Source organism: Ruegeria alba (assembly GCF_022321465.1).
Lineage (GTDB): Bacteria > Pseudomonadota > Alphaproteobacteria > Rhodobacterales > Rhodobacteraceae > Ruegeria_B > Ruegeria_B alba.
Genome location: NZ_JAKOEM010000001.1, coordinates 488,325 through 515,155, shown reverse-complemented (window position 1 = coordinate 515,155; position 26,831 = coordinate 488,325). Strand labels below are relative to the sequence as shown.

At 63.3% G+C, this 26,831-nt stretch carries 32 protein-coding genes and 1 tRNA gene; 25 read left to right on the top strand and 8 right to left on the bottom strand.

The annotated features are described in order from the left end of the window. The first annotated feature begins 1 nt into the window (after position 1). The 4 genes from MB818_RS02485 (at position 2) to MB818_RS02470 (ending at position 3,778) form a co-directional block, all read left to right on the top strand. Positions 2-931 carry a methylenetetrahydrofolate reductase gene (locus MB818_RS02485; RefSeq protein ID WP_238903784.1) on the top strand — a complete coding sequence of 310 codons (930 nt, stop codon included), beginning with the start codon at positions 2-4 and terminating at the stop codon, positions 929-931. 10 nt (positions 932-941) lie between these two features. Further along, positions 942-2,003 (top strand): methyltetrahydrofolate cobalamin methyltransferase, encoded by a 1,062-nt coding sequence (locus tag MB818_RS02480; protein ID WP_234136763.1) that lies wholly within the window; start codon positions 942-944, stop codon positions 2,001-2,003. A gap of 564 nt (positions 2,004-2,567) precedes the next feature. Further along, positions 2,568-2,960, top strand: coding sequence for an integrase core domain-containing protein (locus MB818_RS02475; protein WP_238903782.1), 393 nt, complete (start codon positions 2,568-2,570; stop codon positions 2,958-2,960). A gap of 293 nt (positions 2,961-3,253) precedes the next feature. Then, positions 3,254-3,778: a DUF3833 family protein gene (locus MB818_RS02470; protein WP_234136761.1), complete on the top strand. Its 525-nt coding sequence runs from the start codon at positions 3,254-3,256 to the stop codon at positions 3,776-3,778. Positions 3,779-4,188: 410 nt separating this feature from the next. Here the strand turns inward: MB818_RS02470 and MB818_RS02465 are convergent, their stop codons facing one another. Next, on the bottom strand, positions 4,189-4,719 hold the full coding sequence (locus tag MB818_RS02465; protein WP_234136760.1) for a hypothetical protein: 531 nt from the start codon (positions 4,717-4,719) through the stop codon (positions 4,189-4,191). 130 nt (positions 4,720-4,849) lie between these two features. Between MB818_RS02465 and MB818_RS02460 the strand changes: the two genes are divergently transcribed. From MB818_RS02460 to MB818_RS02450, 3 genes are all read left to right on the top strand, one after another. Continuing rightward, on the top strand, positions 4,850-5,068 hold the full coding sequence (locus MB818_RS02460) for a hypothetical protein (RefSeq protein ID WP_234237245.1): 219 nt from the start codon (positions 4,850-4,852) through the stop codon (positions 5,066-5,068). A 2-nt stretch (positions 5,069-5,070) separates the two neighbouring features. Beyond that, on the top strand, positions 5,071-5,550 hold the full coding sequence (locus MB818_RS02455; protein WP_234136758.1) for a hypothetical protein: 480 nt from the start codon (positions 5,071-5,073) through the stop codon (positions 5,548-5,550). Between the two features lie 161 nt (positions 5,551-5,711). Then, positions 5,712-6,515: a competence protein CoiA gene (locus MB818_RS02450; RefSeq protein ID WP_234215975.1), complete on the top strand. Its 804-nt coding sequence runs from the start codon at positions 5,712-5,714 to the stop codon at positions 6,513-6,515. A 98-nt stretch (positions 6,516-6,613) separates the two neighbouring features. Here MB818_RS02450 and MB818_RS02445 read toward each other — a convergent pair. Beyond that, positions 6,614-6,703: transfer RNA gene (locus MB818_RS02445), tRNA-Ser, on the bottom strand. A 122-nt stretch (positions 6,704-6,825) separates the two neighbouring features. Between MB818_RS02445 and MB818_RS02440 the strand changes: the two genes are divergently transcribed. The 9 genes from MB818_RS02440 (at position 6,826) to MB818_RS02400 (ending at position 14,303) form a co-directional block, all read left to right on the top strand. Beyond that, on the top strand, positions 6,826-7,665 hold the full coding sequence (locus tag MB818_RS02440) for a DUF2059 domain-containing protein (protein WP_238903779.1): 840 nt from the start codon (positions 6,826-6,828) through the stop codon (positions 7,663-7,665). Then, positions 7,665-8,468: a DUF2059 domain-containing protein gene (locus MB818_RS02435; protein ID WP_238903777.1), complete on the top strand. Its 804-nt coding sequence runs from the start codon at positions 7,665-7,667 to the stop codon at positions 8,466-8,468. The genes MB818_RS02440 and MB818_RS02435 overlap by 1 nt, the downstream gene beginning before the upstream one ends. 263 nt (positions 8,469-8,731) lie before the next feature. Beyond that, positions 8,732-9,307, top strand: a complete 576-nt coding sequence (locus tag MB818_RS02430; protein ID WP_234162574.1) for a 50S ribosomal protein L21 — start codon at positions 8,732-8,734, stop codon at positions 9,305-9,307. 11 nt (positions 9,308-9,318) lie between these two features. Further along, complete coding sequence (gene rpmA / locus MB818_RS02425; protein WP_011047720.1) at positions 9,319-9,588, top strand: 50S ribosomal protein L27; 270 nt, start codon at positions 9,319-9,321, stop codon at positions 9,586-9,588. 97 nt (positions 9,589-9,685) lie between these two features. Beyond that, positions 9,686-10,297 carry a LysE family translocator gene (locus MB818_RS02420; protein WP_238903775.1) on the top strand — a complete coding sequence of 204 codons (612 nt, stop codon included), beginning with the start codon at positions 9,686-9,688 and terminating at the stop codon, positions 10,295-10,297. Next, positions 10,294-10,830 carry a GNAT family N-acetyltransferase gene (locus MB818_RS02415; protein ID WP_234170425.1) on the top strand — a complete coding sequence of 179 codons (537 nt, stop codon included), beginning with the start codon at positions 10,294-10,296 and terminating at the stop codon, positions 10,828-10,830. Before MB818_RS02420 ends, MB818_RS02415 begins: the two co-directional genes overlap by 4 nt. Positions 10,831-10,866: 36 nt before the next feature. Further along, on the top strand, positions 10,867-11,901 hold the full coding sequence (gene obgE, locus MB818_RS02410; RefSeq protein WP_234162572.1) for a GTPase ObgE: 1,035 nt from the start codon (positions 10,867-10,869) through the stop codon (positions 11,899-11,901). Continuing rightward, entirely contained in the window at positions 11,889-12,995 is a 1,107-nt protein-coding gene (gene proB / locus MB818_RS02405) for a glutamate 5-kinase (protein ID WP_238903773.1), read from the top strand. The genes obgE and proB overlap by 13 nt, the downstream gene beginning before the upstream one ends. A gap of 54 nt (positions 12,996-13,049) precedes the next feature. Then, positions 13,050-14,303, top strand: coding sequence for a glutamate-5-semialdehyde dehydrogenase (locus MB818_RS02400; RefSeq protein WP_238903771.1), 1,254 nt, complete (start codon positions 13,050-13,052; stop codon positions 14,301-14,303). Here MB818_RS02400 and MB818_RS02395 read toward each other — a convergent pair whose 3' ends face one another. Next, positions 14,304-14,900, bottom strand: coding sequence for a histidine phosphotransferase family protein (locus MB818_RS02395; RefSeq protein WP_238903769.1), 597 nt, complete (start codon positions 14,898-14,900; stop codon positions 14,304-14,306). Between the two features lie 49 nt (positions 14,901-14,949). On the opposite strand from MB818_RS02395, the gene MB818_RS02390 reads away from it, so the two are divergent. From MB818_RS02390 to tsf, 5 genes are all read left to right on the top strand, one after another. Further along, the gene (locus MB818_RS02390) at positions 14,950-15,132 is read left to right on the top strand and encodes a DUF3553 domain-containing protein (RefSeq protein WP_238903767.1); all 183 of its coding nucleotides are present in this window, start codon (positions 14,950-14,952) and stop codon (positions 15,130-15,132) included. A gap of 108 nt (positions 15,133-15,240) precedes the next feature. Further along, positions 15,241-15,996, top strand: coding sequence for an L-ornithine N(alpha)-acyltransferase (olsB, locus tag MB818_RS02385; RefSeq protein WP_238903765.1), 756 nt, complete (start codon positions 15,241-15,243; stop codon positions 15,994-15,996). A 2-nt stretch (positions 15,997-15,998) separates the two neighbouring features. Beyond that, the gene (olsA, locus tag MB818_RS02380) at positions 15,999-16,832 is read left to right on the top strand and encodes a lyso-ornithine lipid O-acyltransferase (RefSeq protein ID WP_234136746.1); all 834 of its coding nucleotides are present in this window, start codon (positions 15,999-16,001) and stop codon (positions 16,830-16,832) included. A 169-nt stretch (positions 16,833-17,001) separates the two neighbouring features. Continuing rightward, positions 17,002-17,775 carry a 30S ribosomal protein S2 gene (gene rpsB / locus MB818_RS02375; RefSeq protein WP_234136745.1) on the top strand — a complete coding sequence of 258 codons (774 nt, stop codon included), beginning with the start codon at positions 17,002-17,004 and terminating at the stop codon, positions 17,773-17,775. 77 nt (positions 17,776-17,852) lie between these two features. Then, entirely contained in the window at positions 17,853-18,728 is an 876-nt protein-coding gene (gene tsf / locus MB818_RS02370; RefSeq protein WP_234144218.1) for a translation elongation factor Ts, read from the top strand. A 506-nt stretch (positions 18,729-19,234) separates the two neighbouring features. Here tsf and MB818_RS02365 read toward each other — a convergent pair. The 4 genes from MB818_RS02365 to MB818_RS02350 form a co-directional block, all read right to left on the bottom strand. Further along, positions 19,235-19,990, bottom strand: coding sequence for an autoinducer binding domain-containing protein (locus tag MB818_RS02365; protein ID WP_234162567.1), 756 nt, complete (start codon positions 19,988-19,990; stop codon positions 19,235-19,237). Then, on the bottom strand, positions 19,990-20,436 hold the full coding sequence (gene aroQ, locus MB818_RS02360) for a type II 3-dehydroquinate dehydratase (protein WP_234175713.1): 447 nt from the start codon (positions 20,434-20,436) through the stop codon (positions 19,990-19,992). The genes MB818_RS02365 and aroQ overlap by 1 nt, the downstream gene beginning before the upstream one ends. Before the next feature lie 99 nt (positions 20,437-20,535). After that, complete coding sequence (locus MB818_RS02355) at positions 20,536-21,024, bottom strand: MaoC family dehydratase (protein ID WP_234170413.1); 489 nt, start codon at positions 21,022-21,024, stop codon at positions 20,536-20,538. Positions 21,025-21,048: 24 nt separating this feature from the next. Further along, complete coding sequence (locus MB818_RS02350; RefSeq protein ID WP_238903764.1) at positions 21,049-21,873, bottom strand: enoyl-CoA hydratase-related protein; 825 nt, start codon at positions 21,871-21,873, stop codon at positions 21,049-21,051. Between the two features lie 56 nt (positions 21,874-21,929). Here MB818_RS02350 and MB818_RS02345 point away from each other — a divergent pair, with 56 nt between their 5' ends. Next, positions 21,930-22,586: a histidine phosphatase family protein gene (locus tag MB818_RS02345; RefSeq protein WP_238903762.1), complete on the top strand. Its 657-nt coding sequence runs from the start codon at positions 21,930-21,932 to the stop codon at positions 22,584-22,586. A 6-nt stretch (positions 22,587-22,592) separates the two neighbouring features. Here MB818_RS02345 and MB818_RS02340 read toward each other — a convergent pair whose 3' ends face one another. Next, the gene (locus tag MB818_RS02340) at positions 22,593-23,585 is read right to left on the bottom strand and encodes an NADPH:quinone oxidoreductase family protein (RefSeq protein WP_234136738.1); all 993 of its coding nucleotides are present in this window, start codon (positions 23,583-23,585) and stop codon (positions 22,593-22,595) included. 138 nt (positions 23,586-23,723) lie between these two features. Between MB818_RS02340 and MB818_RS02335 the strand changes: the two genes are divergently transcribed. From MB818_RS02335 to MB818_RS02325, 3 genes are read left to right on the top strand one after another with little or no spacing between them, the layout of a single operon-like run. After that, positions 23,724-24,881: an acyl-CoA dehydrogenase family protein gene (locus tag MB818_RS02335; protein WP_238903760.1), complete on the top strand. Its 1,158-nt coding sequence runs from the start codon at positions 23,724-23,726 to the stop codon at positions 24,879-24,881. 5 nt (positions 24,882-24,886) lie between these two features. Continuing rightward, the gene (locus MB818_RS02330) at positions 24,887-26,002 is read left to right on the top strand and encodes an acyl-CoA dehydrogenase family protein (RefSeq protein WP_238903758.1); all 1,116 of its coding nucleotides are present in this window, start codon (positions 24,887-24,889) and stop codon (positions 26,000-26,002) included. 9 nt (positions 26,003-26,011) lie between these two features. Then, the gene (locus MB818_RS02325; protein WP_238903756.1) at positions 26,012-26,830 is read left to right on the top strand and encodes an SDR family oxidoreductase; all 819 of its coding nucleotides are present in this window, start codon (positions 26,012-26,014) and stop codon (positions 26,828-26,830) included. Position 26,831: the final 1 nt, after the last annotated feature.

The window sequence follows — 26,831 nt, the reverse complement described above, 5'->3', positions numbered from 1 at the left end:
GATGGCTTTGCTGAACTTCAAGAAACGCGAGACGGTCGAAAACGGCCCCGTGAACCCCACCGTCGAGGCCTTTCTCAAGGGTTACTCGATCGAGGTGATGCCGCGCACCGCGGAAAAGGTCGAGGATTTCCGCGCCCTGCTGCCCGAGGGCACCCGCGTCTATATCGCCCATATCGAGGGCACCCCGATCGAGGACATGGTGGCAACCGCCAAGCGGCTGGCCGCCGAAGGCTATCCGGTGATGCCGCATTTCCCGGCGCGTATCATCAAGGATGCCAAGACGCTGGAAAACTGGATCGCCATGTATCAGGGCGAGGCCGGGGTCGAGCAGGCGCTGCTGCTGGCCGGGGGCGTGGCAGAGCCGCACGGCGATTTCCACTGCTCGATGCAACTGATGGAAACCGGCCTGTTTGACAAGGCAGGGTTCAAGCGCCTGCACGTCGCGGGCCACCCCGAGGGCAACAAGGATATCGACCCCAAGGGCGGCGATGCCAATGTGATGGACGCGCTGCGCTGGAAGCAGAAGTTCAACGAGACCACCGATGCCCAGATGGCACTGGCCACCCAGTTCTGTTTCGAGGCCAAGCCGATCATCGCCTGGGCCAACGGGCTCAAGGATGCCGGCATCGACCTGCCGATCCATATCGGCATCGCCGGTCCGGCCAAGCTGCAGACCCTGATCAAGTTCGCCATCGCCTGCGGCGTCGGCCCCTCGCTGAAAGTGCTGCAAAAGCGCGCGATGGACGTGTCCAAGCTGCTGCTGCCCTATGAACCCAACGACGTTGTAACCGAACTGGCCGCCCACAAGGCCGCCAACCCCGATTTCAACATCACCAATGTGCACTTCTTCCCGCTGGGCGGCATCAAGACCAATGCCACCTGGGCGATCAATAACGGCGGTGCCAGCACCCGCCCCGTAAACCCGACCTGAAAGGCCAGACATGACCCGCACCATCGTTGAAAGCAAAACAAAAACCGCGATCATCGGCTTTGACCAGCCGTTCTGCGTGATCGGCGAGCGGATCAACCCCACGGGCCGCAAGAAACTGGCCGCCGAGCTGGAAGCGGGCGATTTCTCGACCGTGGAAAAGGACGCCATCGCCCAGGTTGCCGCCGGGGCCACCGTTCTCGATATCAACGCGGGTGTTGTCTATAACTCCAACCCCAACCCCAACGAGACCGAACCGCCGCTGATGCGCAAGATCGTCGAACTGGTGCAGGGGCTGGTCGATGTGCCGCTCTGCATCGACAGCTCGGTGCCCGGCGCGCTCGAGGCCGGTCTGGCGGCGGCCGAGGGCCGTCCGCTGCTGAACTCGGTCACGGGTGAAGAGGAACGGCTGGAGCAGATCCTGCCGCTGGTCAAGAAATACAACGTGCCCGTGGTGGCGATCTCGAACGACGATACCGGCATCTCCGAAGACCCCGATGTGCGCTTTGCCGTCGCCAAGAAGATCGTGCAGCGTGCCGCCGATTTCGGCATCCCGGCCCATGACATCGTGGTCGACCCGCTGGTCATGCCGATCGGCGCCATGGCAACCGCTGGCCAGCAGGTCTTTGCCCTGGTGCGTCGCCTGCGCGAGGAACTGGGCGTGAACACCACCTGCGGTGCCTCCAACATCTCGTTCGGCCTGCCCAACCGGCATGGCATCAACAACGCCTTCCTGCCGATGGCGATGGGTGCGGGCATGACCAGCGCGATCATGAACCCGGTGGCGCTGCCGGTGACGCAAAAGGCCATTGCTGAAAAGCGCGAGGCCGTCGCCGCCGCCGGCATCATCCTGCCCGAGGGCATGGATGACGAGACCTTTGTGACCATGTTCGGTTTGGGCTCGACCCTGCCGCGCGCGGGCAAGGAAATGGAGGCCATTCGCGCCGCCAACCTGCTGACCAATAACGACCCTCACGGCGCCGAATGGATCCGCTCCAACAAAGCGCCCGCGGCCGAGGGGGACGAAGGCCGGGGCCGGGGTGGCCGCGCCGGTGGCCGTCGCCGCCGCGCCTGAGTCTACGAGTAAATGAAGTTAAAGGGCCGGGCCATGTGCCCGGCCTTTTGGTGTCTGGGTTAGGCTCAGGACCCATTCATCCTGCATCACTGGTTTGACAGATTTGCTGTCTGACGACGTCCAATGCCGCAGGAATAGTGGTACTATTTCAAGGCATTGAAAGGACGTCAGGCGGCAAATCTGTCAAATCCGAAGGACGCCAAATCCACTTCATCTCAGCGTCTTGGCGCGCTTGGGAATAGCCGGAGGGGATGGGTCTGGCGTCCAACCTTCTCCACGTCCTAATGCATTGTTTTAATTGATATGGGTGATGGTTTAGATGGTCATTTGGTTCAATCGCGACGAGCAGCGAAATGCGCCCGCAACATCGCGATCGAGTAGACCAACAGGCGAGCAAGGGCCCAGTCGCACCCCGAGCCCGAGTTTGACGACGACGATCCGCCGTCCCGGGCGCCTTTGGCCTTCCCTGAGAAGGGTGCCAAAATGTAGGCGAGCCCCATCACGTTGACATAGTGGCATTTTTTTAAACGTCGCAGTGGAGCCCGGCAAGATGAAGTCGACCTTATGTGGTGCTCCAAGCAAGGGGTCGAACCGAGCTTCCTCATCCGAGACGCCGACACCAAGTTCAGCGCCTGCTTCGATATAGTCTGGGCATCGGAAGGTGCCAGGGTCATCCAGATCCCGCACAGAGCACCGGACGCCAACGCCTTCGCTGAGTCCTTCATCGGTACCATCAAGCGCGAATGTCTGGATTTTTTCGTCTGCTTCAGCCGGTCGCAGCTCGACTACATCCTCCGCACTTGGGTGCGCCATTACAACACCGAGCGCCCGCATCGTGGACGGGGTATCGGTAACAATGTGTTGCAACTCGATTTCCGGCCCGTGCGCGACGGCCCGATCCGGCGCAATCGTAAGCTTGGCGGCGTTGTCACATCCTACACCCGCGAGGTGGCATGAGTGCCATCGCCGAGCGAAACCAATCCCAAAGATGGACAGCGACGGTTTCGTCGTGTCGGATTTCACCACGGCCCATGTCGTTTCGCGATGACAATACATCAGGCCTTGCATGCATTCTGACACCTGAGAGCGCCCTTTTTTCGGAGCGGCCGGAACGTGAGCTCTGCCGCCGAGGAAGCACCAAGTCAGGGAGCTTTCATTGTCTTTCTCTGTTATCGACTCAGCGACGTGTTGGACTAGATAGACAAGTCATGTCCGCAGTTGCTGAGCTGCGTAGGACCCATAGGTGATTTATGTCGATAGTGCGCCGCTCCTTTATTTTTGGCTCTCTTGCACTGGCCGCATGCGCGCGCGTGCCGACCTCGCCCGAAGGGCCGCGCGATCCGATCACACTCGATCAAGCGTTCTCGGGAAAGGCGACCGGCGCAGGTGTCTTCAGAGTTGACCTGACAGACAATGAGCGAAGGTTCACGGCGCGCCTTGACGGTCGATTGGACGGCGATCGCCTGACGGTCGTGGAAGATTTCTTCTATGACGATGGAGAGCAAAATCGCCTGACATGGGTGTTTGACCGAGCAGGGCCTGGCAAGTGGACGGGACGGCGGGAAGACACAGTAGGGGTGGCGAATGTCGTGGAGACTGGAAACGAGATCCGGCTTTCTTATTTGGCCGATTTCCGGTCAGAAGACCAAGTGACCAGACTGGGCTTCGAGGATGTCATCTATTTCGATCCCGATGGTAGGGTAATCAACGATGCGATCGTGACACGTTTTGGCATTCCGATCGGGCGCGTGCGCTTTGAAATGCAACGGCTTTGAGGGCGTACGGGCCGATGAACGGGGCCAAGTAAATGCCATTACGCTGTGCAGAAGTAGGTACGGAAGGCAGGCGTGCAAATGCGGCGATGCAGCGATTTGGCCTGGCAAAACAGCATGGTTTGGGTCATGCATTTGAAACGAGGCCGCCCGTTGATTGCGCACTGCACCAGTCGAACGGTACACAACATATGTCGCTATGGGCTCGTTGCCTTCATCCGGGTGTTTTCATCGAATTTCTACTCCTTGCCAGTGAGCAGATGTTGCTGCCTCGGCGTCCCAGGTACCGCTTGCAACAATACACGTCCCCCCAAACATTTCCCTTCCGGGGCGTCCGGCAAGCCTCGCAGGTTTTCGGAAGGACTGTAGGGCGGCCCCGGTCGGGCCGCCCCGGTCCTGTGATCCGGCGTGGCTCAGGCAGTCATCACCGCGTCGGCGACGTCCAGCCTGGCGCGCAGTCGGGCGACGCGGGCCTCGTGGTCGGCCTTGAGCCGGGCCTTCTGCGCCGCGAGCGTCTGGCGCGTCTTCTTCGAGGCGTCCTCGATGCGGGCGTCGATCGCGTCGAGCCGGGCGTCGAGATCGGCGTTCATCTGGTCGATGCGGGCGTCGATCCTTGCGTTGTTCGCCTCGATCTTTGCCTTGGTTGCATCGCTCCGGGCCTTGATGGCGGCCTTGTTGTCGGAATGCGCCTGGAGCAGATGCGCTTCCAGCGCGCGGGCCTCGGCCTCGTAATGGGCATCGGCCACCGAGTAGCGCGGCTTGTGGATCACGGTGCCGCCGAGCGCCTGCATCCGGGTGTCGATCGGCGCGGTCCAGGTCTCGTCCACCGCGGCGACCAGGCAGGTCTGGCCCGGCTCGAGCCCGCGCTGGACCTCGTTGAAGGCCGCGAAATCGACCTCGGAGGTGTCGACGTCATAGACGACGCCCATGGCGCTACCGGTCATGCCGCCCAGCAGGGCGCCGCCCGCGCCCCGCTCACCGTTGCCGAGGTCGAGTCCCCAATCATCAACTCGCCCTTAGAGGAACCGAAGTGTCACTGGAAGATCGAGAAGGCGAAGCCCCCCTACAAGGCTGATGGCCGCCGCCGGGCGAGCTACTTCTATCGCGTGCCGGAACACACCGGGCGTGGACGTCGTAGAGAAACACGCCCCCAACGCATACAAGGCGATGGATCAAGGCGTTGAAATACAAAGCCTTCTGTCGCGCTACGACAAGGCAATCGCCGGAGTCCATTCCAGCTTCTACAACCCGACCGTCGCGGCGCAGGCCGAAACGCACGTCGCGGTAGCGTAGCCATGAACCAAGCCCAAACCGATATCGCCGCCATTGCCGATTGGCTGGCCCAAGCGTCACGTTTCAAGAAAGCGCCCATGTCCGGTGAAATCGCGTTTGGGCCGTATGCCACGATCCTGCCGACCGACCCGGATACGACGGACTATCCAGACGTCGCGGACCTCGCAGAAGGGGGCGCGGTGTTCTTCGTGCCCACATCGCAGCTTGTCAAAGTCCCTGTGCCGCACTTGGACATGAAGCCCGAAGGCCACCCGGTCTTGATCGAACGTATCCGGCACTTGTTCACGTTCAAGCTTGGCGGCGATCTGCCCGCCGTCTGGACCCTCGCAATCGCCAATCCGGCAACCTCGATTAGGGACGTCCTTGCCGCCGAAGGCTTGGCCGGGCTGGAGCTCGACGCGGTGGCGATCTTGGCGGTTCCGATCTGGACGCCACCCGCCGAAGACCGCGCGACCGTCGCGGACCTGTGCCGGTATCCGTAGCGTTTTTCGCATTGTGATGGCGCGGCGTACTCTGCGGCACGCCCCATCGCATAGGCGCTGACATTGACCAGCGCCGAACTGGCCGCGTCTTCGGGCGCGGCCTTTTTCTTGCGCAACCCAATGTGATATCGTCGTATTATCAAACAATATGTTGGGGTGCTATGCTAATCGCGGAACTTGAGGGCAATCGAATCGACGCGTTTTCAGCGGAACGCGGCCCTTCGTATTTCTGCCCCAAGTGCAAAGGTGAAGTGGTCTTGAAGAAAGGCCGAAAGGTCGTTCACCACTTCGCACACAAACCCCCAACGGATTGCACATGGGCTAAAGGCGAAACGCGTGCCCACATGGAATCCAAGGTCGTCGTTGCTGACGCGCTCAAGGAACGCGGCTTGCGTGCCGAAGTGGAATTCGTAGTCAACACCATGCCCGGCGATAGAAGGGCCGATGTAATGGCATGGTCCCCAAAGGGTCTGCAAATCGCATTTGAGTTACAGCATACGCCGATTGGCATAGACGAAATCGAACGCCGCGCATTCTCGTACGCTCGTGCCGGTATCGCCCAAAGCTGGATACCTTTCTTGTCGTCGAAGGTGTGGGACGACGGCTTGCCCCGGCATGGCGGTTGGTTCGTCGAACGATATGTGCCGCGCATCTTCGAACGTTGGGTGCATGGCTTCAACGGCACGAACGGCATGTGGATGTACGACCCTAACGACAAGGCATTCTGGCTAGGGCGACTAGCGGGACACCAAACCTACGTCGAAGAATCCTCGTGGTTCTCTGAAGGCGGCGAAGAAAACTATAGCGGCGGTTTCTGGAAGTATTCGACGCGGTACAAGGAACTCACCTTGGAAGGTCCGTTCAAGATTGAAGGCCTGCGTATCAAGACGCCGTATCACAGCGCATTCAACACGCGTGAATATCGCTGGCCTGCCGGTCGCAGAGCGCGGTTTGTGCCCGCTTGAACTCAAGCCGCCTGTGGGAAGACTGTGGGTAGCGAAAATTTGCCCCAAACGAAATGCCTCTTAAGGCATTGAAATAAAACAATAATATTGGGGCAAAGTGGCGGAGAGACAGGGATTCGAACCCTGGGTGGGCTTGCACCCACAACGGTTTTCGAGACCGCCCCGTTCGACCACTCCGGCACCTCTCCGCGGGGGTCTGTGAGGGGGGGATTTAGTGAGGTTCGCGCGGGGGTGCAAGCGGAAAGTGACAAGTTTTTGCACCGGCCCGAATTTCCATTGCCCGTGCGGGCAAATGGCTTAGGCTTGGCATATGACACGACTGTTTCGCGGCGCCTTGCCTCTTCTTTTCGGCTTTCTGCTTATTGGTCTCGCGCTTGCGCAGCCGCTCAAGGCGGCGGACCGGGCGCGGATCGAGGCGTTTCTCGTCACCACCGGTTTCGACGTGGCGCTGGATTCGATTGCCCAGGCCTCTGCCTCGGCGCCGGGGATGCTGGGGCTGGAGGCCGAGAGTTTCGGCAGCCAGTGGACCACATTGACCCGCGAGGTGTTCGATACCAAGGGAATGCGCGTACAGGCGCTGGATATTCTGGAACAGACGCTGAGCGATGCGGCGCTTGATCATGCGGTCGAATTCTATGCCTCGGACCTTGGTCAGCGGCTGGTGGTGGCCGAGAACGACGCGCATATGGCCGATGACGATCTGAAGGAAGAGGCGGGCGAGGCCATCGTGTCCGAACTGGTCCGGCATGGCTCGGGCCGGGTCGAGAGTCTGAAGCGGATGAACCGGGCCATCGATTCCTCGGGCACCGCGCTGCGCGCCTTGCAGGAGATCCAGCTGCGGTTCCTGCTGGCGGCCAGTGCCGCCGGGGTGATCGATCTGCAAATGGAGGTCGACGATCTGCGCGAGCTTTTGCGCGGCAACGAGACCGAGATGCGCAATGCGCTCCAGCTCTCGGCGCTGGCCTCGGCGGCTTATACCTATCAGGCCTTTTCCGATGACGAGGTGGACGCCTATACAGAGGCGCTGGAACAGCCGCTGATGCAGGAGGTCTATGAATTGCTGAACGCGGTGCAATACTCGATCATGGCCGACCGGTTCGAGGTGCTGGCGGTTCGCATGGCGGAGCTTCAGCCGGTGCAGGAGTTGTGATGCGGCGCGTCTGGGCGGTTCTGTGTCTGTGGCTGGTGACGCCGGTAGCGGCCGAACCCGCGTATGACGATCTGGCGCGGGCAATGCGGTTGACCGAGGTGGTCGAGATCCTGCGCGAAGAAGGGCTGCGTTACGGCGCGACACTCGATACCGAATTGCTTGAAGGGTCGGGGGGTGCGTTCTTTGCCGCTCAGGTGGCGCGGATCTATGCGCCGGATCGGATGCATGCGGCGCTGCGTAATGCTTTGTCAGATCATCTGGACCCTGAGCAGGCTGCGGCAGCCACCGCGTTCTTCAGCACCGCGACCGGCCAGACCATTCTGACGCTGGAAAATTCGGCCCGGCGTGCCTTTGCCGATGATGGCATCGAGGAGATGGCGCTGGATCGGGCCGAAGAGGCGGGCGAGGGCGATCCCCGTCTGGGTCAGGTGGCCGCCTATGTGGCGGCCAATGACCTGATCGGCCAGAATGTCAAAGGGGCGATCAGCGCCGATTTCCAGTTCTATCGCGGTCTCAGCGACGGGCAGGGAACCGCGCGCGATGATGGCGCGGTGCTGGCCAGCTTGCTTGAGGCGCGCGACGAGACCGAGGCCGAAACGCGGCGCTGGGTGATGGGGTTTCTCTACTTTGCCTATACGCCGCTGGAAGATGACCAGATGCAGGCCAATATCGCGTTTTCTCAAAGCGCCGCCGGAAAGGCGCTCAATGCGGCGCTGTTTGAGGGTTTCGACCGGCTTTATGGTGAGATATCCTATGACCTGGGCCGGGCGACAGGATTTGCTCTCAAGGCGTCTGATATCTGAGCGCGCCACTGACGGACGTGTATTCAGACGGTCTTCCCGATGCCCCGTTTTTTGCGGTTGACAATACGTTCCATGGCATGGATAAGCCCGCATCCCGGCCCGGATTCCGCGCCGGGTTTCGTTATCGTTTGGCCTGCCCGGAAACGGAAGGGCCGTTAATCCGCCCGAAACAGGGCGCGCTGTTCGCAGGTGGCTTTCCGTGAGGGGCCGAAACGCTCGGGCAACCGGGGACCGAAGAACGCGGTGACAAGAAGGAAAGACGCATGTTTGCGGTCCTCAAGACTGGCGGCAAGCAGTACAAGGTTCAGGCGGGCGATGTGCTCCGCGTTGAAAAGCTGGCTGCCGACGCAGGTGAAAAAGTTCAATTCAACGACGTGCTGATGCTGGGCGGCGACGCGCCGGTCGTGGGCGCGCCTCTGGTTGACGGCGCCGCCGTTCAGGCCGAGGTGATCGACCAGGTCAAGGGCGAAAAGCTGATCCATTTCGTCAAGCGCCGTCGTAAGCACAGCTCGCAGCGCACCAAGGGCCACCGTCAGAAGCTGACCCTGGTCAAGATCACCGAGATCCTGACCTCGGGCGCAGACAAGACCGGTGTCAAAGCCGCAACCGGCCAGGCCCCCAAGGGCGCCGCTGCGCCCGCGGCCGCCGCTGCCGCAGGCTCGGACGATCTGACCAAGATCACCGGTGTCGGCCCCGCAGCCGCCAAGAAGCTGGCTGAAGCGGGCATTGGCAGCTTTGCCGCGCTGGCCGCCTTGTCGGACGAGCAGATTGCTGCTATCGACGCGGTCAAGGTAAAGCCCGAATGGGTTGAGCAGGCCAAAGAGCTGGCTCAAGGCTAAGGAGAGAAAGAATGGCACATAAAAAAGCTGGCGGTTCCTCCCGTAACGGCCGCGACTCCATCGGTCGCCGTCTTGGCGTCAAGAAATACGGCGGCGAAGCTGTTGGCGCCGGCAATATCCTCGTGCGTCAGCGCGGCACCAAGTTCTGGCCGGGCGAAGGCGTTGGCATGGGCAAGGATCACACGATCTTTGCAACCGTCGACGGCGCCGTGAAGTTCCACAAGGGGCTGAAAAAGCGCACCTTCATTTCGGTCCTGCCGGTGGCGGAGGCCGCAGAGTAAGCCGAAACCCAGAAGGTTTAGAAAAAATTCATGGGGGACCGGCAAGGATTGCCGGTCCCCTTTCTCGTTTTTCACCGAAGTTTCACCGGACGCCCCCATGGCCGTTGCCACGACCAGCTTTCTGCTCTTTGCCGCCACGCAGGTGGGCACGCCGGGCCCGGCCAACATGGCCCTGCTGGCCACCGGTGCGCGTTATGGCTTTCGCGCGGCGCTGCCCTTTGTCGCCGGGGTGGCGTTGGGCAAGCAACTGGTGATCTGGCCGGTGGGGTTTGGCCTGCTGGAACTGGCCGAGCGGGTGCCGCTGCTGTTTCAGGCGCTCAAATATCTTTGCGTGGCCTATATTTGCTGGCTGGCCTGGAAGATTGCCAACCTGCGCCTTGCCCCCGGTAAAGGCGGGGGCGGGGCCGCGCCGGGGTTTGGCGCCGGTCTCTTGGTTCATCCGCTCAATCCCAAGGCCTGGGCGATGATCGTCACCGGATTTGCCGGTTTCGTGGCGCCGGGCACCGCGCCGTTTCAGGCGACGCTGGTCGTGGCACTGGGGCTGTTGGTCTGTCAGGCGGTTTTCCACCCGCTCTGGACCTTTGCCGGCGATCGTATCGCCGCGGTGGTTGCAGGACGGCCTGGCGAGAAATACCTGATGTGGATGCTGGCGGGGCTGACCGTTGCATCCGTGATTTTTGGTGTGTTCGGAGGAGGAGCACAGGAATGAAGTTTGATACGATCATAAACCAGCCGGTCATTGAAACCGAACGGTTCGACCTGCGCCCGCTGCGCAAGTCGGATATGGGCCTGATCGAGCATTACGCCCGCGACGAGCGGGTGGCGCGCATGACCACCTCTCTCCCGCATCCGCTGCCGCCGGGCATGGCCGAGGCCTTTGTCGCCCGCGCCATGAGCGAGGAGCGGACCGAGGATGTCTGGGCGATGGATGCCACCCGCGATGGCGGGCCCGAGCTGATGGGCCTCATTTCGCTGGAACGGATGGATCGCAACCAGTCCGAGGTCGGGTATTGGGTTGCGCCCGTGTTCTGGAATACCGGCATCGCCTCGATGGCGGTCGAGGCGCTGGTGAATGCCAATCCGCTGGGCAACGCCACCATGTTCGCCAGCGTGTTTCAGGACAATCCGGCCTCGGCCAGGGTCTTGACCCATTGCGGGTTTCAGTATCTTGGAGATGCCGAGAGTTATTCGGTGGCGCGCGACGCCGCCGTCCCCACCTGGACCTATAGCCGCAAACTGTGACTTGGCCCGCCCGGGCCTTTGCAGTAGGGAGCACATATGAAATTTCTCGATCTTGCAAAGGTCTATATCCGCTCGGGTTCCGGCGGGAATGGCTGCGTCAGTTTCCGGCGCGAAAAATTCATTGAATATGGCGGCCCCGACGGGGGTGATGGCGGCAAGGGCGGTTCGGTCTGGGCCGAGGCGGTGGATGGGCTGAACACGCTCATCGACTTTCGCTATCAACAGCATTTCTTTGCCCAGAACGGGGTGCCCGGCAAGGGTCAGCAGCGGTCTGGCAAGGATGGCGACGATATCGTGCTGCGGGTTCCCGTGGGGACCGAGATCCTGGACGAGGACGAGGAAACCGTTCTGGCCGACCTGACCGAGGTGGGCCAGCGGGTGCTGCTGGCCAAGGGCGGCAATGGCGGTTTTGGCAACCTTCATTTCAAATCGGCCACCAACCAGGCGCCGCGCCGGGCCAATCCGGGCCAGCCGGGGGTGGATCGCACCATCTGGCTGCGGCTCAAACTGATCGCTGATGTGGGTCTTTTGGGGCTGCCGAATGCGGGCAAGTCGACCTTTCTGGCGGCCACGTCGAACGCGCGGCCCAAGATCGCCGATTACCCCTTTACCACGCTGCATCCCAATCTGGGGGTTGTGGGTGTCGATAATGTGGAATTCGTGATCGCCGACATTCCCGGCCTGATCGCCGGCGCGCACGAGGGGCGGGGGATTGGCGACCGGTTCCTGGGCCATGTGGAGCGTTGCGCGGTGCTGTTGCATCTGGTCGATGGCACCTCGGGCGATCTGGTCGAGGATTACCACACCATCATTGGCGAGCTTGAGGCCTATGGCGGCGATCTGGCGGACAAACCCCGCGTGACCGTGCTGAACAAGATCGACACGCTGGATGAAGAAGAACGCGCCTTTCTGGTCGAAGAGCTGGAAGAGGCCTCGGGCGGGCCGGTGATGATGATGTCGGGCGCCTCGCGCGAGGGGGTGACCGAGGTGCTGCGCGCCCTGCGGGCCCGCATCGACGCCAACCGCCTGCGCGAAAAGCCTGTGGAGGAGTCGCAGCCTTGGCAACCCTGACGGCAGCCCGGCGGCTGGTGGTCAAGATCGGCTCGGCCCTGCTGGTTGACCGCAACTCGGGCGATTTGCGGGCTGAATGGCTGCATTCCCTGGCCGCTGACGTGGCCTGGCTCAAGGGGCTGGGCATGGATGTGATCCTGGTCTCGTCCGGCTCGATCGCGTTGGGGCGGGGCGTGTTGGGTCTGCCGCGCACGGCGCTGCCGCTGGAACAGTCGCAGGCCGCCGCCGCCGTGGGCCAGATCCGTCTGGCCCGCGCCTATGAAGAGGCGCTGGCCCCGCACAAGATCACCACCGCGCAGGTTCTGGTCACGCTCGAGGATAGCGAGGACCGCCGCCGCTATCTGAACTCGCGCGCGACGCTGGAAACGCTGCTGGGTCTTGGCGCGGTGCCCATCGTCAACGAGAACGATACTGTTGCGACCGACGAGATCCGCTATGGCGACAATGACCGGCTGGCCGCGCAGATCGCGGTCACCGTGGGCGCCGATCAACTGATCCTGCTGTCGGATGTGGACGGGTTCTATACCGGCAACCCCAGTGACGACCCCGGCGCCACCCGCTTCGACGTGATCGATCGGATCACGCCCGAGATCGTGGCCATGGCCGGCGATGCGGGCTCGGGCCTGTCCAAGGGCGGGATGAAGACCAAGCTGATGGCGGCACAGATGGCCACCGCAGGTGGCTGCGCCATGGCGATTACCGAAGGATCGCCCCTGAACCCTTTGAAAACGCTTGAAAATGGCGCCAATTGCACCTGGTTCACCGCGACGCTTGACCCGCAGGCGGCGCGCAAGCGCTGGATCGCGGCGATGAAACCGCGCGGCGAAATCACTGTCGATGCGGGGGCCGCGCGCGCGCTGGAGGGCGGCAAGAGCCTGCTGCCTGCGGGCGTCACCTCGGTCACCGGCGATTTCGGACGCGGCGATCCGGTGGCCATCCTCGGGCCCGACGGGCGGCGCCTGGGGCAGGGGCTGTGCCGCTATACCGGGGACGAGGCGCGCGCCATTCGCGGGCGGCAGTCTTCGGATATCGAGGCAACGCTGGGTTACCCAGGCCGCGCCGCGCTGATCCACCGGGACGACATGGCGCTTTGACCTGTTGCCCCGCAGACGCTACCCATTGATCCGACCGCAGCCCAGGGGCCCGACATGAAAGACATCGCCGACATCTCTGCCACCATGACCGAACTGGGCAAACGTGCCCGTGCCGCAGCGGCCCAGCTGGCCTTTGCCAGCGCCGAGGCCAAGCGCGCCGCGCTGATCAGTGCCGCCGATGCTGTCTGGGCCCGGCGGGGTGAGATCATCGCAGCCAATGCGCGCGATCTGGAGTTTGGCCGCGACAAGGGGCTGAGCCCGGCGATGATGGACCGGCTGATGCTGGACGAGGCGCGCATTCAGGGCATCGTCGACGGGTTGCGCACCGTGGCCGAACAGGGTGATCCGGTGGGCGAGATTCTGGCGGAATGGGACATGCCCTCGGGCCTCCATATCCAGCGGGTGCGCACGCCGCTGGGGGTGATCGGGGTGATCTATGAAAGCCGCCCCAACGTGACCGCCGATGCCGGGGCGCTATGCCTGAAATCGGGGAATGCGGTGATCCTGCGCGGCGGGTCCGAGAGTTTCCACTCTTCGGGTGCGATCCATGCCTGCCTGGTCGAGGGGCTGCGCGCCGCGAACCTGCCCGAGGATGCGATCCAACTGGTACCGACCCGCGACCGGGCAGCAGTGTCCGAGCTCTTGACCATGACCGATTATGTCGACGTCATCGTGCCGCGCGGCGGCAAGGGGCTGGTGGGGCTGGTACAGCGCGAGGCGCGGGTGCCGGTCTTTGCCCATCTCGAAGGCATCGTGCATATCTATATCGACAAGGCCGCCGACCCCGAAAAGGCGTTGCGCGTGGTCCTGAATGCCAAGACCCGCCGTACCGGGATTTGCGGTGCCGCGGAATGTCTGTTGATTCACAAGGATATAGCGGACGGTCTTGGTGCCGATCTGGTGCGCGCGCTGATCGAGGCCGGGGTCGAGGTGCGGGCCGAGGGGCTGTCCGGCTCGCTTCCCGCAACCGAAGCCGATTGGGGCAAGGAGCATCTCGACATGATCATCTCGGCCAGGGTGGTCGAGGATGTGGACGCGGCCATCGCCCATATCCGGCACTATGGCTCGAACCACACCGATTGCGTGATCACCGAAGATGACGCGGTTGCCGCGCGCTTTTTCGAACGGCTCGACAGCGCCATCCTGATGCACAATGCCTCGACCCAGTTCGCCGATGGCGGCGAGTTCGGCATGGGTGCCGAGATCGGCATTGCCACCGGCAAGATGCATGCGCGCGGCCCGGTGGGCGCGGCGCAGCTGACCAGTTTCAAATACCTGGTGCGCGGGAACGGAACGACCCGGGCCTGATCAGAACCGGATCACCAGCTGGCGGTCACTGGTTTCCACCGTGACCCGCCGACCGGCATCTTCGACCACCGCGGGCAAGAGGGCGAATTGCACCTGCGCCGGTGTCACCTGTTTCAGGGCGGCTGGGTTGCTTAACCCCTCCCACAGGGCAGGGTCGACCGACAGTTTCTTGGCCTCGGCGGTGACGATCCAGCGGTCGCCCTGCCGATCCATCCGCACGCTGCCGCCAAAGGGCAGGGCGGTTTCACAGCATTGCAACGCCAGAAAGGCCATCCGCACCTCGGCACGTGCGACCGGTTCCGTCGGTGCCCAATCGGCCTTGGCCCGGGCGCTGCGGTTCAGGTCATCGAGCAGGCCCACCAGCTCGGCCCGGCCCAGCATCTGGTCGCTCGACGCGCCATAGGCGATGCGAAAGAAGCGGATGCGCGCCCCGGCATTGCCGACGCTGTCGGCAATCAGCTCCATCTCGGGCCCCTCGACCGCGCCGGACATGTCGAGCAGCTCCAGCCCGTTGGTAATGGCGCCGATCGGGCTGATCAGGTCGTGACAGATGCGCGAGCCGATCAGGCTGGCCAGGTTGACGCCGCTTTGGGCCATGCGATACCTCCGTTGTCAGACCCTCACATCCAGCAGCCAGGGCCCGGATATGACCGATCTCAATTCCATTCTTGCACCGGGCATGTTCGTGCGCCACCCCGACTACCCCGACTGGGGTGTCGGGCAGGTCCAGTCCAGCATCGCCGGCAAGATCACCGTGAATTTCCCCGATCAGGGCAAGGTGGTGATCGACGGCACACGCATCGCCCTGCTTGTGGTCTTTGATCCGTGATTTGCGTTACCGAAAGGTTAACACCAGCTCCCGCCCGCGCCTTTGTGTTGCAAAGCCTGCGCAAGCCGCGCTATCTGCGCGCAACCTGAACGCATCCGCCGGAGACCCATGCCAGACCGCGGCCCCGCCTTTACTGTCAAGATGGCCGAGACCGAGGCCGAACTGCACGCGGCCCAGCGCCTGCGCTATGACGTGTTCGTGCGCGAATTGGGCGGCGGCGGTGCGCTGGTCGATCATCAGGCGGGGCTGGAGCGGGACCGCTTTGACCCGTATTTCGACCACATGCTGTGTATCGACGATGAAAGCGGACAGGTGGTGGGCGTCTATCGCCTGTTGCGGGGCGAGCAGGCGCAGGCGGTGGGGCAGTTCTATTCCGAGGACGAATATGATCTGGGCGTGCTGAAACGCTCGGGGCGGCGGTTGCTGGAACTGGGGCGCTCGTGCCTGCATCCCGATCATCGCGGTGGCATGGCCATGTATCACCTGTGGAATGGGCTGGCCGACTATGTCGACCGGCACGGAATCGAAGTTTTGTTCGGCGTGGCCAGTTTCCACGGCACCGATGTCGAGGCGCTGGCCCAGCCGCTGTCGATGCTCTACCACAACCATCTCGCGCCCGCGGATCTGCGGGTGCGCACCCAGCCCGCCCATTATGTCGACATGAACCGGGTCGCGCCCGAGGCGCTGGACCGCCGCCGCGCGATGCTTGAGGTGCCCGCGCTGATCAAGGCCTATCTGCGGCTGGGTGGTTTCGTGGGCGATGGCGCCTATATCGACCATGCGTTCAACACCACCGATGTCTGTCTGATCCTGGATACGGCGCGGATGAACGCGCGTCAGCGGCGCATCTATGGCGGGGGCTAGCGATGGATCCGCTCTGGAACAGTGAGGACGACCCAGATCCGATCGAGATCGGCCTGATCGGCTGGCTTCTGGTGCTGGTGCGCGGGGTGCCGCTGGCGCTGCTTGTCTTTGGCGGGCTGATCGTGCTGTTGCTGGTGCGGCTGGTCGAGCGGCCGCTGTGCGGCCTGCACCGGCCCGTCACGCCGCATATCACCCAGTTTGTCTGCCGCAACGCGTTCCGCATTCTCGGCATCGGGTTCGAGAGCAGCGGAGAGCTGATGCGCGAGCATGGGGCGGTGGTGGCCAACCATACCTCGTGGCTGGACATCTTCGCGCTCAACGCGCGCAAGCGGGTCTATTTCGTGTCCAAGGCTGAAGTGGCGAAATGGCCCGGCATCGGGTGGTTGGCGCGGGCCACCGGCACCGTGTTCATCGAACGCAACCCCAAGCAAGCGCGCCAACAGACCCGCATTTTCACTGAGCGGCTGGCGGTGGGGCACAAACTGTTGTTCTTTCCCGAAGGCACCTCGACCGACGGGCTGAGGGTTTTGCCGTTCAAGACAACGCTGTTTGCAGCGTTTTTCGCGCCCGAACTGCGGCCGATCATGTATGTGCAGCCGGTCTCGGTCGTGTTTCACGCGCCCAAGGGTCAGCCTGCGCGATTCTATGGCTGGTGGGGCGACATGGAATTCGGCCCCCATCTGCTCAAGACGCTGGCGGCGCGGCGGCAGGGCCGGGTCGAGCTGATCTACCACGCCCCTGCCCGGGTGAGCGATTTTGACAACCGTAAGGAGCTGGCCGCCCATTGCGAAGAAGCGGTGCGCCACGCGCACAGCCTGGCTCGGCTCACAAAATAAGGGCGATTGGCCCTTGCGTCGTCTGGCAACCTGCCGTATACGCGCGCCATTCAAAACCCGCAGGCGGGGTTTTGGTCCGTTTGGGGGAGACATCCCTATCCGAACCGCCGGTTGGAGCATCCGCTTCTTCTCCCCCGCCAAGGCGCAAACCGGAAAAAGGAAATACCGCATGGCTCTTCCCGAGTTCTCCATGCGTCAGCTGCTGGAAGCTGGCGTTCACTTCGGCCACCAGACCCAACGCTGGAACCCGCGCATGTCGCCGTTCATCTACGGCGCCCGCAACGGCATCCACATCCTCGACCTGACCCAGACCGTTCCGATGCTGGACCAGGCGCTGAAAGCCGTGCGCGACACCGTCGCCAAGGGCGGTCGCGTTCTGTTCGTGGGCACCAAGCGTCAGGCCGCGGGCCCGATCGCCGAAGCCGCCGAGAAGTCGGCCCAGTACTACATGAACCACCGCTGGCTGGGCGGCACCCTGACCAACTGGAAGACCGTGTCGCAGTCGATCCAGCGCCTGCGCATGATCGACGAGAAGATGGAAGGCGGCGCCGAAGGCCTGACCAAGAAAGAGCGTCTGGGCATGGAACGCGACCAGGCCAAGCTGCAAGCTTCGCTGGGCGGGATCCGCGAAATGGGCGGCGTGCCGGACCTGCTGTTCGTCATCGACGTCAAGAAAGAAGCGCTGGCGATTGCCGAAGCCAACAAGCTGGGCATCCCGGTTGTGGCCGTGGTCGACACCAACTGCTCGCCCGATGGTGTGGATTACATCATCCCCGGCAACGATGACGCCGCACGCGCCATCGCGCTGTATTGCGACCTGGCCGCACGCGCCGCGCTGGATGGCATGTCGGCACAGCTGGGCGCCGCAGGCGTCGACCTGGGCGAGCTGGAAGAGGCCCCCGCCGAAGAGGCGCTGGCCGAAGAGGCAACCGCCGAGGCCTGATCGGCCCCGTCATCCGAATGACATATGGGGCAGGGTATGACCTGCCCCAAATCCGTTTTGAATTGAGGAGAGCCAAGATGGCAATCACAGCAGCACTCGTTAAGGAACTGCGCGACGCAACCGGCGCCGGCATGATGGACGCCAAGAAGGCGCTGACCGAAACCGATGGCGACATGGAAGCCGCCGTTGACTGGCTGCGCACCAAGGGTCTGGCGAAAGCCGCCAAGAAATCGGGCCGCACCGCCGCCGAAGGTCTGGTCGCCGTTGTCGTCGACGGTGGCAAGGGTGTCGCGGTCGAGGTGAACTCGGAAACCGACTTCGTTGCCAAGAACGGCGAATTCCAGGACATGGTCGGCAAGATCGCATCGGCCGCTCTGGCCGTTGACGATGTCGACGCGCTGCTGGCCGCCGATCTGGGTGGCAAGAACGTGGCCGACACCCTGACCGACAAGATCGCCACCATCGGCGAGAACATGTCGGTGCGCCGCCTGGCCAAGATCGAAGGCGAAACCGTTGTGACCTATGTGCACAACGCCGCCACCGCCGGCATGGGCAAGATCGGCGTTCTGGTCGCAATGAAAGGTGGCGACGAGGCACTGGGCAAGCAGGTCGCGATGCATATCGCAGCCGTGAACCCCGCCGCGCTGAGCGAAGCCGAGCTGGACCCGGCCGTGGTCGAGAAGGAAAAGCAGGTGCAGATGGATATCGCCCGCGAATCCGGCAAGCCCGAAGCGGTGATCGAAAAGATGATCGAAGGCCGGATGAAGAAATTCGTCGCCGAATCGACCCTGCTGAGCCAGCAGTTCGTGGTGAACCCCGACGTGACCGTCGGCGCCGCCGCTGCCGAGGCCGGAGCCGAGATCACGGGCTTTGTCCGTCTCGAAGTCGGCGAGGGCATTGTGGTCGAGAAAGAGGATTTCGCCGCCGAGGTCGCAAAGGCCGCACAGGGCTGACCCTGTTTCCAACCGGCGTTTTGCCGGAAGCTTCAAGTCAACCGGTCGCGCGACTTTCGCGCGGCCGGTTTTTGTTTATGGCTATGCCATCAAAATTGACAGGACCCTGGGTCTTACAGACGAAAGGGCGATACCGGTTCGTGCCGATATCGCCCTTGTATGAGGTGAGGGACCCCAGATGATGGGGATGGTAGGGGTCCCTCATGTTCTCCGGCGTTGAAACCGATCAATAGGCCAACAACGCCGGACAGGTCAGAGAGCCTTGGTATTGCAAGGGTCTTTTCCCGAAGTTCCCAGGCCAAAGCCACCACTCACGGAACAAGAGTATAATGTAGGATGTAGTCTCAGATCGAAAGTCGGGGATTCCTTACCTAAGGTAAGCTCCAGGACGGTCACGTCGACGCAGTGAGTTTTGCGGCGACTGGAAAACACATAGGTCGCACTGCGAGGCGATCAAAAGAAATGGCTTAGAATGAATTGTTAGTTATAGATTCTTCACGTTGGCCCTAAGCCTCCATGATGAACATCTGATTGTGCAGCGCGGCCTTCAGCACAGCTTGTGCCGTGGTTTCGACCGACAACGCCTCGCGCGCCAAACGCAGGTGCTTTTCCACCGTGGCCGTCGTCAGACCCATCAGGATCGCGATGTCCTGAGTGGTCTTGCCGTCACCCACCCATTGCAGCGCCTCGCGTTGGCGCCGGGTCAGCGACCGGTTCGGCGCGACATAGGGCAAAGTCATGATCTTGAGATGGGCGACATTGTTCATCAACAGGATGTCTTGGCCATGCTCTTGCCAGAGTGTATCGACCTCTTCCTGGTTCATCCCCTTGCGGGCACAGAGCGAGATAGCACCCTTGGTCCGGGCAGAGACCGAGGTGAAGCTGATCGTGTAGCCGGCGGTCACCTCGTGCTCGGCATTGAACGCGTAGACGCGCCGCTCTTGCGGTGTCATCGTTTCGCTGTTCAGCATGTCCGAGATCATCCGCCAACTGCCCGCGCCCTCGTTTTCCAGCGCCCAATGCAGCATAGGGGCATGGAAATAGAGTCCCTCACTTAGGAATCCGTCGATATAGGATTGGTCGTGATTGGTGAGGATCACGAAGTCCTCGGGATCGCCCAGCGAGGTGGCCGTGCGATAGTTGGTGTACCCATAGAGCAGCCGGTCAAACCCGTATTCCGCCATCTGGCGAGTATGCCCATCCCACAGCTCTTCCAGCGTTCGGACATAGCTGAGTTTTTCCAGATAGGCGCGCAACTTCATTACGCATTCCTAGCCGCTAAGTGTTCCGCAAGCGCGTCGAGCGCTAGAAGATATCCTTGGGCGCCGAAACCGCAGATCTGGCCCAGCGCGACCGGTGCGATATGCGACACATGGCGGAACGCCTCGCGCGCGTGTATGTTGGACAGATGCACCTCGACCACCGGCAGTTCGACCGAAGAAATCGCGTCGCGCAGTGCGATCGAGGTATGGGTATAGGCGCCGGCATTGAGCACGATGCCCGCATGCACCCCTTTTGCCGCGTGGATGGCATCGACCAGCGCGCCTTCGTGGTTCGATTGCAGGCAGACAACCGACAGGCCGCGGGACTGGCCATGCGCGACACAGGCGCTGTTGACCATCTCCAGCGTTGTCGTGCCGTAAACCTCGGGCTGCCGGGTGCCCAGCAAATTGAGATTCGGGCCGTGCAAGACCAGAATACTGTTCATCACATTAAATCCCCATTCAGGAATCTCTTAGACAGGAATAGGCCGAACTGTCCACCTTGCAGTCACCCAAACCAGTGACAGCGCGGAATTTTCCTTGGATCAGTTGGCTTTGGGCAACGCCTGTTCGAACAGGCTGAGGGTCAGCCATTCGGCGGCCAGGGCCGGGGTCTCGCTGCCTTCGATCTCGACCGAGAGCGCGTATTTGCGCAGCAGTTCGGTGGCGCTCCGCGGACGTGCCTCAAGCAGGCGGAAATGCCCGCGCAGCCGTGCGCCGGCGGGCACCGGGGCCAGAAACCGCAGCTTGTCAAAGCCGTAGTTGATCCCCATCGCCTGTCCCGGCAGGGGGGGCAGCACGTCATAGACAAAGCGGCTGCCCAGAGAGAGGGTCAGGAATCCATGTGCGATGGTGCCGCCAAACGGGGTCTCGGCGGCTGCGCGGGCGGGGTCAACATGGATCCACTGGTCATCCATCGTCACTTCGGCAAAGCGGTCGATCATCGCCTGATCGACGGTGATCCAGTCCGAGTGGCCGATATCCTGGCCGATCCTGGCCTGTTCCTGGTGAAGAGCCTGTTCAAGCGGCGTCATGGTGGCGGTCCTTTCCATGTGGTCTCAGCGCCCGCCGAACTCGGGCTTGCGTTTCTCGGCAAAGGCGCGGGCGCCTTCGCGGTGGTCGGCGCTCAGCAAGGTGCGGATCATGCGGTCTGCCTCGAAATCCAGCGCGTGGCGCAGATCGACATCGCCGGCGCGGTCGATGTTTTCCTTCATGTAGCGCAGCGCCATCGGGGCAAAGCCGGCGATCTGGGCGGCCAGCGCCTGCGCCTCGCCCACCACATCCGCATCCGCGACCACCCGGTTCACGAGACCCAGCGCCTGCGCCTCGTCAGACATGATACGGCGGTTAGTGAAATAAACCTCCTTGGCGCGGGCGGGGCCGATCAGCCGGGTCAGCAGCCAGCTGCCGCCGAAATCGCCCGACAGACCGATACCGCCAAAGGCGGGCAGCAGATAGCCGCTCTGCCCGCTGATACGCAGGTCGCAGGCCAGCGCCAGCGACATGCCCGCCCCGGCGGCGGCACCGGGCAGGGCGGCGATGCTGGGCTTGCTCAGCCGGGCGAGGCGCAGTGCGATATCGTCTTGCGCCTGTCTCAGCCGCCGGGTCATGGCATCGGGGTCGGGCTGCGCGCCATCCCCCAGCGCCGCGCCCATGCTGGAGATATCGCCGCCTGCGCAAAAGGCGCCGCCCGCGCCGGTCAGAACCAGCACGCGGGCGCGGGGGTCTTCGTCCAGCTGGGCCAGCATCCGGCCCAATGCCTGCGGCAGGTCGCCCGACAGCGCGTTGCGCCGCTCGGGATTGTTCAGCGTCAGGGTGGCCACGCCATCGGCGAGGTTGCACAACAGCAATTCCGATCCGGTGTCGATCTCGTTTTGGGTCATTGCATCCTTTCCCCGGTCCGGGACAGGATGCGCGCAGTCCAGCCTGCGAGGATCCGATGACCCGGGAATACCGTCAAACCGTCTATGCGCCGCCCGCCGGGGCGGTCGATCTGTTGTTGATCCGTCATGGCGAAAGCCAGCCCGCGCGTCCAGGCGAGCCGTTTGCGCATGTGAACGGACAGGGCGACCCGGCGCTGCATCCCGAGGGCGAGGCCCAGGCCCGCGCGGTGGGCGCGCGGTTGAAGAACGAACCGCTGGCGGCGATCTATGTCACCACTTTGCGCCGTACCCACCAGACCGCCGCGCCGCTGGTCGCGCATCTGGGGCTGGCGCCGCAGGTAGAGCCGGACCTGCGCGAGGTGTTTCTGGGCGACTGGGACCGGGGCGAATACCGGATCCGCGCCGCCAATGACGATCCGGCCTTCATCCGCGCCAAGGAAAGGCAGGAATGGGGTGAGATCCCGGGCGCCGAAACCACCGCCCAGCTGCATGCGCGGGTGCGGGCCGGGTTGCTGCGCATCGCGGCACGTCATCCCGACCAGCGGGTCGCCGCCTTTGTGCATGGTGGCGTCATCGGTGCCGCCATGGCGATGGCCTGCGGCTCCGAACCATTTGCCTTTCACGGGGCGGCCAATGGCTCGATCAGCCGGTTGGTGATCCTGGGCGAGCGGATGGTTGTGCGGGGGTTCAACGATGTGGCGCATCTGTCCTAGACCCGGTCAGGGTGTAATCACCACTTTGCCCAGCACCTTGCGGTCCTGCATCATCTCAAGCGCCGCGCCCGCCTGATCCAGCGGGAAACGCGCGCAGATCTGCGGCTTGATCCGGCCCTCGGCATAGAGGCGGAACAGGTCGGCCACGTTTTCCGCATGGCCCTTGGGGTCACGGAACACCGAGGCCCCCCAGAACACGCCGACGATCTGACAGCCCTTGAGCAGGGTCAGGTTCAGCGGGATGCTGGGGATGCCCGCCGGAAAGCCTACGACCAGATAGCGCCCCTGCCAGGCCATCGCGCGCAGGCAGGGTTCGGCATAGGCCCCGCCCACCGCGTCATAGACCACATTGACCCCATCACCCCCGGCGAGTTTCTTGATCTCGGCCGACAGCGCCTTTTGCCCGTCGCGGTCCAGTTCGCGCGGATAGATCAGCGTCTCGTCGGCGCCGATCTGGCGGCAGAACTCGGCCTTCTCCTGGGACGAGACGGCGGCGATCACCCGCGCGCCAGCGGCCTTGCCCAGCTCGATCGCGGCGGCGCCAACGCCCCCGGCGGCGCCCAGGATCAGCAGCGTCTCGCCCGGTTGCAGCGCCGCGCGGTCCTTGAGCGCGTGATGCGAGGTGCCATAGGTGAAGATGAAACAGGCAGCCTCGTCATAGGGCATGGCGTCGGGGATCTTGACCGCGACATTGGCCTTGACCGTCAGATGGGTGGCAAAGCCGCCATGACCGGTCAGCGCCAGCACCCGGTCACCGGGCGCATAGCCGCTGACACCTTCGCCCACGGCCAGAACCTCTCCGGCGATCTCGCCGCCGGGGGCAAAGGGGCGGGGCGGTTTCATCTGGTAGAGGTCGCGGATTATCAGCGTGTCGGGAAAGTTCACCCCCGCCGCATGCACCCGTACCAGAAGCTCTCCTTTGCCGGGTGTAGGGTCCGGCAGTTCGGTCAGCTCCAGCGTTTCGGGGCCGCCCACGGCGGTGCTCAGCATGGCTTTCATATCGGTCTTTCTCCCTGTTGCGGACGCGTGCGTACCGCGATTTGACGTCAAGTCTTTGGCCCGCCCCCTTGGTTGTCAACCGGATATCGAAATGCAATTCTGCTCTGCAAAACAGATATCGGTATATGGGGAGGAGACATGGCCGAAGAGGATGGGGCGCTGGCCGCCTTCCGCGACGAGCTGCGCAGCTGGTTGGAGGCGAATTGCCCCGCAGAAATGCGCGATGGCCGCAATGACGAAGCTAGCATCTGTTGGGGCGGAAAGAACTGGAACTTTACGTCAGAAGCCCAGCGTACCTGGCTGCAACGTTGCGTCAGCAAGGGGTATACGGTGCCGACCTGGCCGGTCGCGTATGGTGGCGCCGGGCTGAACCGCGATCAGGAGAAGGTGTTCCACCAGGAAATGCGCCGCCTGAACGCGCGCTATCCGCTGCAAAGCTTTGGCATCTGGATGCTGGGACCGGCGCTTTTGCATTTCGGCACGCATGAGCAGAAGCTGCATTACCTGCCGCCCATCGCGCGCGGTGAAATCCGCTGGTGTCAGGGGTATTCCGAGCCGGGCGCCGGGTCCGATCTGGCAAATGTGCAAAGCCGGGCCGAGGACAAGGGCGATCACTGGTTGGTCAACGGGCAAAAGATCTGGACCTCATACGCCGATCAGGCCGACTGGATCTTTGCGCTGCTGCGCACCGACCGCGAGGCGCCCAAGCACAAGGGCATTTCCTTCATCCTGCTCGACATGACCAGCCCGGGCGTGACCACACGACCGATCAAGCTGATCTCGGGCGCGTCGCCGTTTTGCGAGACCTTCTTTGACAATGTCGAAGTGCCGCGCGAACAGGTGGTGGGCGAGGTCAATCGCGGCTGGGATGTGGCCAAATACCTGCTGACGCATGAGCGCGAAATGATCTCGGCCGCTGGCGGCACCATGGGCTCGGGCCGGGCACTGGGCGCCGTGCTTGCCGACAGCGGCAGCATCGACACGGTGCTGCGCGCCGATGCGATGCGGGCCGAGGTCGACGGGCTGGCGGTGGCGCTGACACTGGAGCGCTACAAGGATCAGGCCGAGGCCGGGCAGGGCGCGGGCGATGCCTCGGCCATGCTGAAATACATGGGAACCGAGCTGAACAAGCGCAATCTGGAACTGGTGATGGCGGCGGGCGGGTCCGACGCCCTGGTCTGGGAAGACGGGCGCGCGCCCAACTGGCTGCGGACCAAGGCCAACTCGATCGAGGGCGGCACCTCCGAGGTGATGCTGTCGATCATTTCGAAACGCGTTCTTGGGCTTCCGGGGTAGGGCAGATGGCAAAACTGGTACGTACAGAAGAAGAGGTCATGCTGGCCGATGCCGCGCGCGGCTTCCTGGATCAGGCCGCCCCGGTGGCGCATCTGCGCGGGTTGCGGGACGCGGGGCAGACGCAGGACCGGGCGCTCTGGTCGGAAATGGCCGCGATGGGTTGGGCCGGGGTCTTGGTGCCCGAAGAGGCCGGGGGCAGCGACATGGGCCACGCCGCCGCCTGTGCGCTGGCCGGCGAGATGGGCAAGACGCTGGTTGCCTCTCCCTTTCTCTCGACCGCGGTGATTGCGGCAACCGCGCTGCGGCAGGTGTCCGATGCCCGCGCGGTACAGGCGCTGGCGCGGATCGCCAGCGGCGAGGTCACCTATGCGCTGGCGATTGATGAGGGCGTCAAGTTCGCACCCGAGGCAACGCAGATGCAGGCGCGGGCCGATGGCAACGGGTTCCGCCTGAACGGCGAAAAACGGTTTGTCGTGGACGGCGCCAATGCCGAGCGCCTGCTGGTGCTGGCGCGGACCGATGCGGGGCTGACCCTGTTCGACCTGCCCGCTGACCGCGACGGCATCACCCGCGAGGGGCAGGCGATGATCGACAGCCGCGACGCGGCGCGGATCGAATTCTCTGATGTGGCGGCAACGGGCGAGGATGTGCTGGGCCAGGTCGATGACGCGATGACCGTTCTGGCCCCCGCGCTGCGGGCCGGTCAGGCGGCGCTGGCGGCCGAGATGGCCGGGCTGGCCGCTGGCGCCTTTGGCATGACCGTCGAATATCTCAAGGAACGCAAGCAGTTCGGGGTGCCGATTGGCGCGTTTCAGGCGCTGCAACATCGCGCTGCGCATCTGTGGTGCGAATGTGAGGTGACCGCCTCGGCCATCCTGAACGCGGGCCGGATGCTGGACGAAGACCCCGAGAACGCGGCGCTGGCCGTGTCGCTGGCCAAGGCGCGCGCCACCGACACCGCACAGCGTGCGGTGCAGGAAGGGGTGCAGATGCATGGCGGCATCGGCATGACCGACGCATTCGACATGGGCTTCTACATGAAACGCGCCCGCGTCGGGGCCGAATGGCTGGGCGATTACGGATATCACGCAAACATCGTTGCGCAAGCGCGCGGATTTTAAGGATTTATCATGACACCTGAGATTTTGTTTTCGCTACATGGAAAGACCGCGCTGGTCACCGGCGGCGCCACCGGCATCGGGCGCATGGCAGCCGAGGCGCTGGTGCGCGCGGGCGCGCGCGTGCTGATCGCCTCGCGCAAGGGCGATGCCTGTGAAGCGGTCGCTGCCGCGCTGAACGCGCTGGATGCGCCGGGCAGCGCCGAGGGGTTCGCGGGTGACGTGGGCAGTAAGGAGGGCATCGACGCGCTGGTCGCCGAGGTGAAGAGCCGCACCGAAGCCCTTGATATCCTGATGAACAATTCAGGTGTCACCTGGGGTGCGCCGATGGGTCAATTCCCGCATGAGGCCTGGGAAAAGGTGATGTCCGTCAATGTGGCCGGTGTCTTTGATCTGACCCAGAAGCTGTTGCCGATGCTGATGAAAAGCGGCTCGGTCGATGATCCGGCGCGGGTGGTCAACGTCGGCTCGGTCATGGGCGAGGTGCCGATGGGCGATGGCGCTTACAGCTATGCGGCTTCCAAAGCGGCGGTGATCCATCTGACCAAGATCATGGCCAAGGAATTGTCGCCCTATGCCGTCACCGTCAACGCCTTGGCGCCGGGGCCGTTTGTGTCTCGGATGACCGCATTCGCCACCGCCGATGAGGAAAAGCGCGCCAAGGTCGGCAGCGACGTGCCGCTGCGCCGGGTGGGCCGGGACGAGGATATCGCCGGTTGCATGCTGTTTCTGTGTGGGCGCGGCGGGTCTTATGTCACCGGCGCGGTGATCCCGGTCTCGGGCGGCATCAATGTAATGTCCGGCCGCAACATCTTTGAAAAGGCGCTGTAAG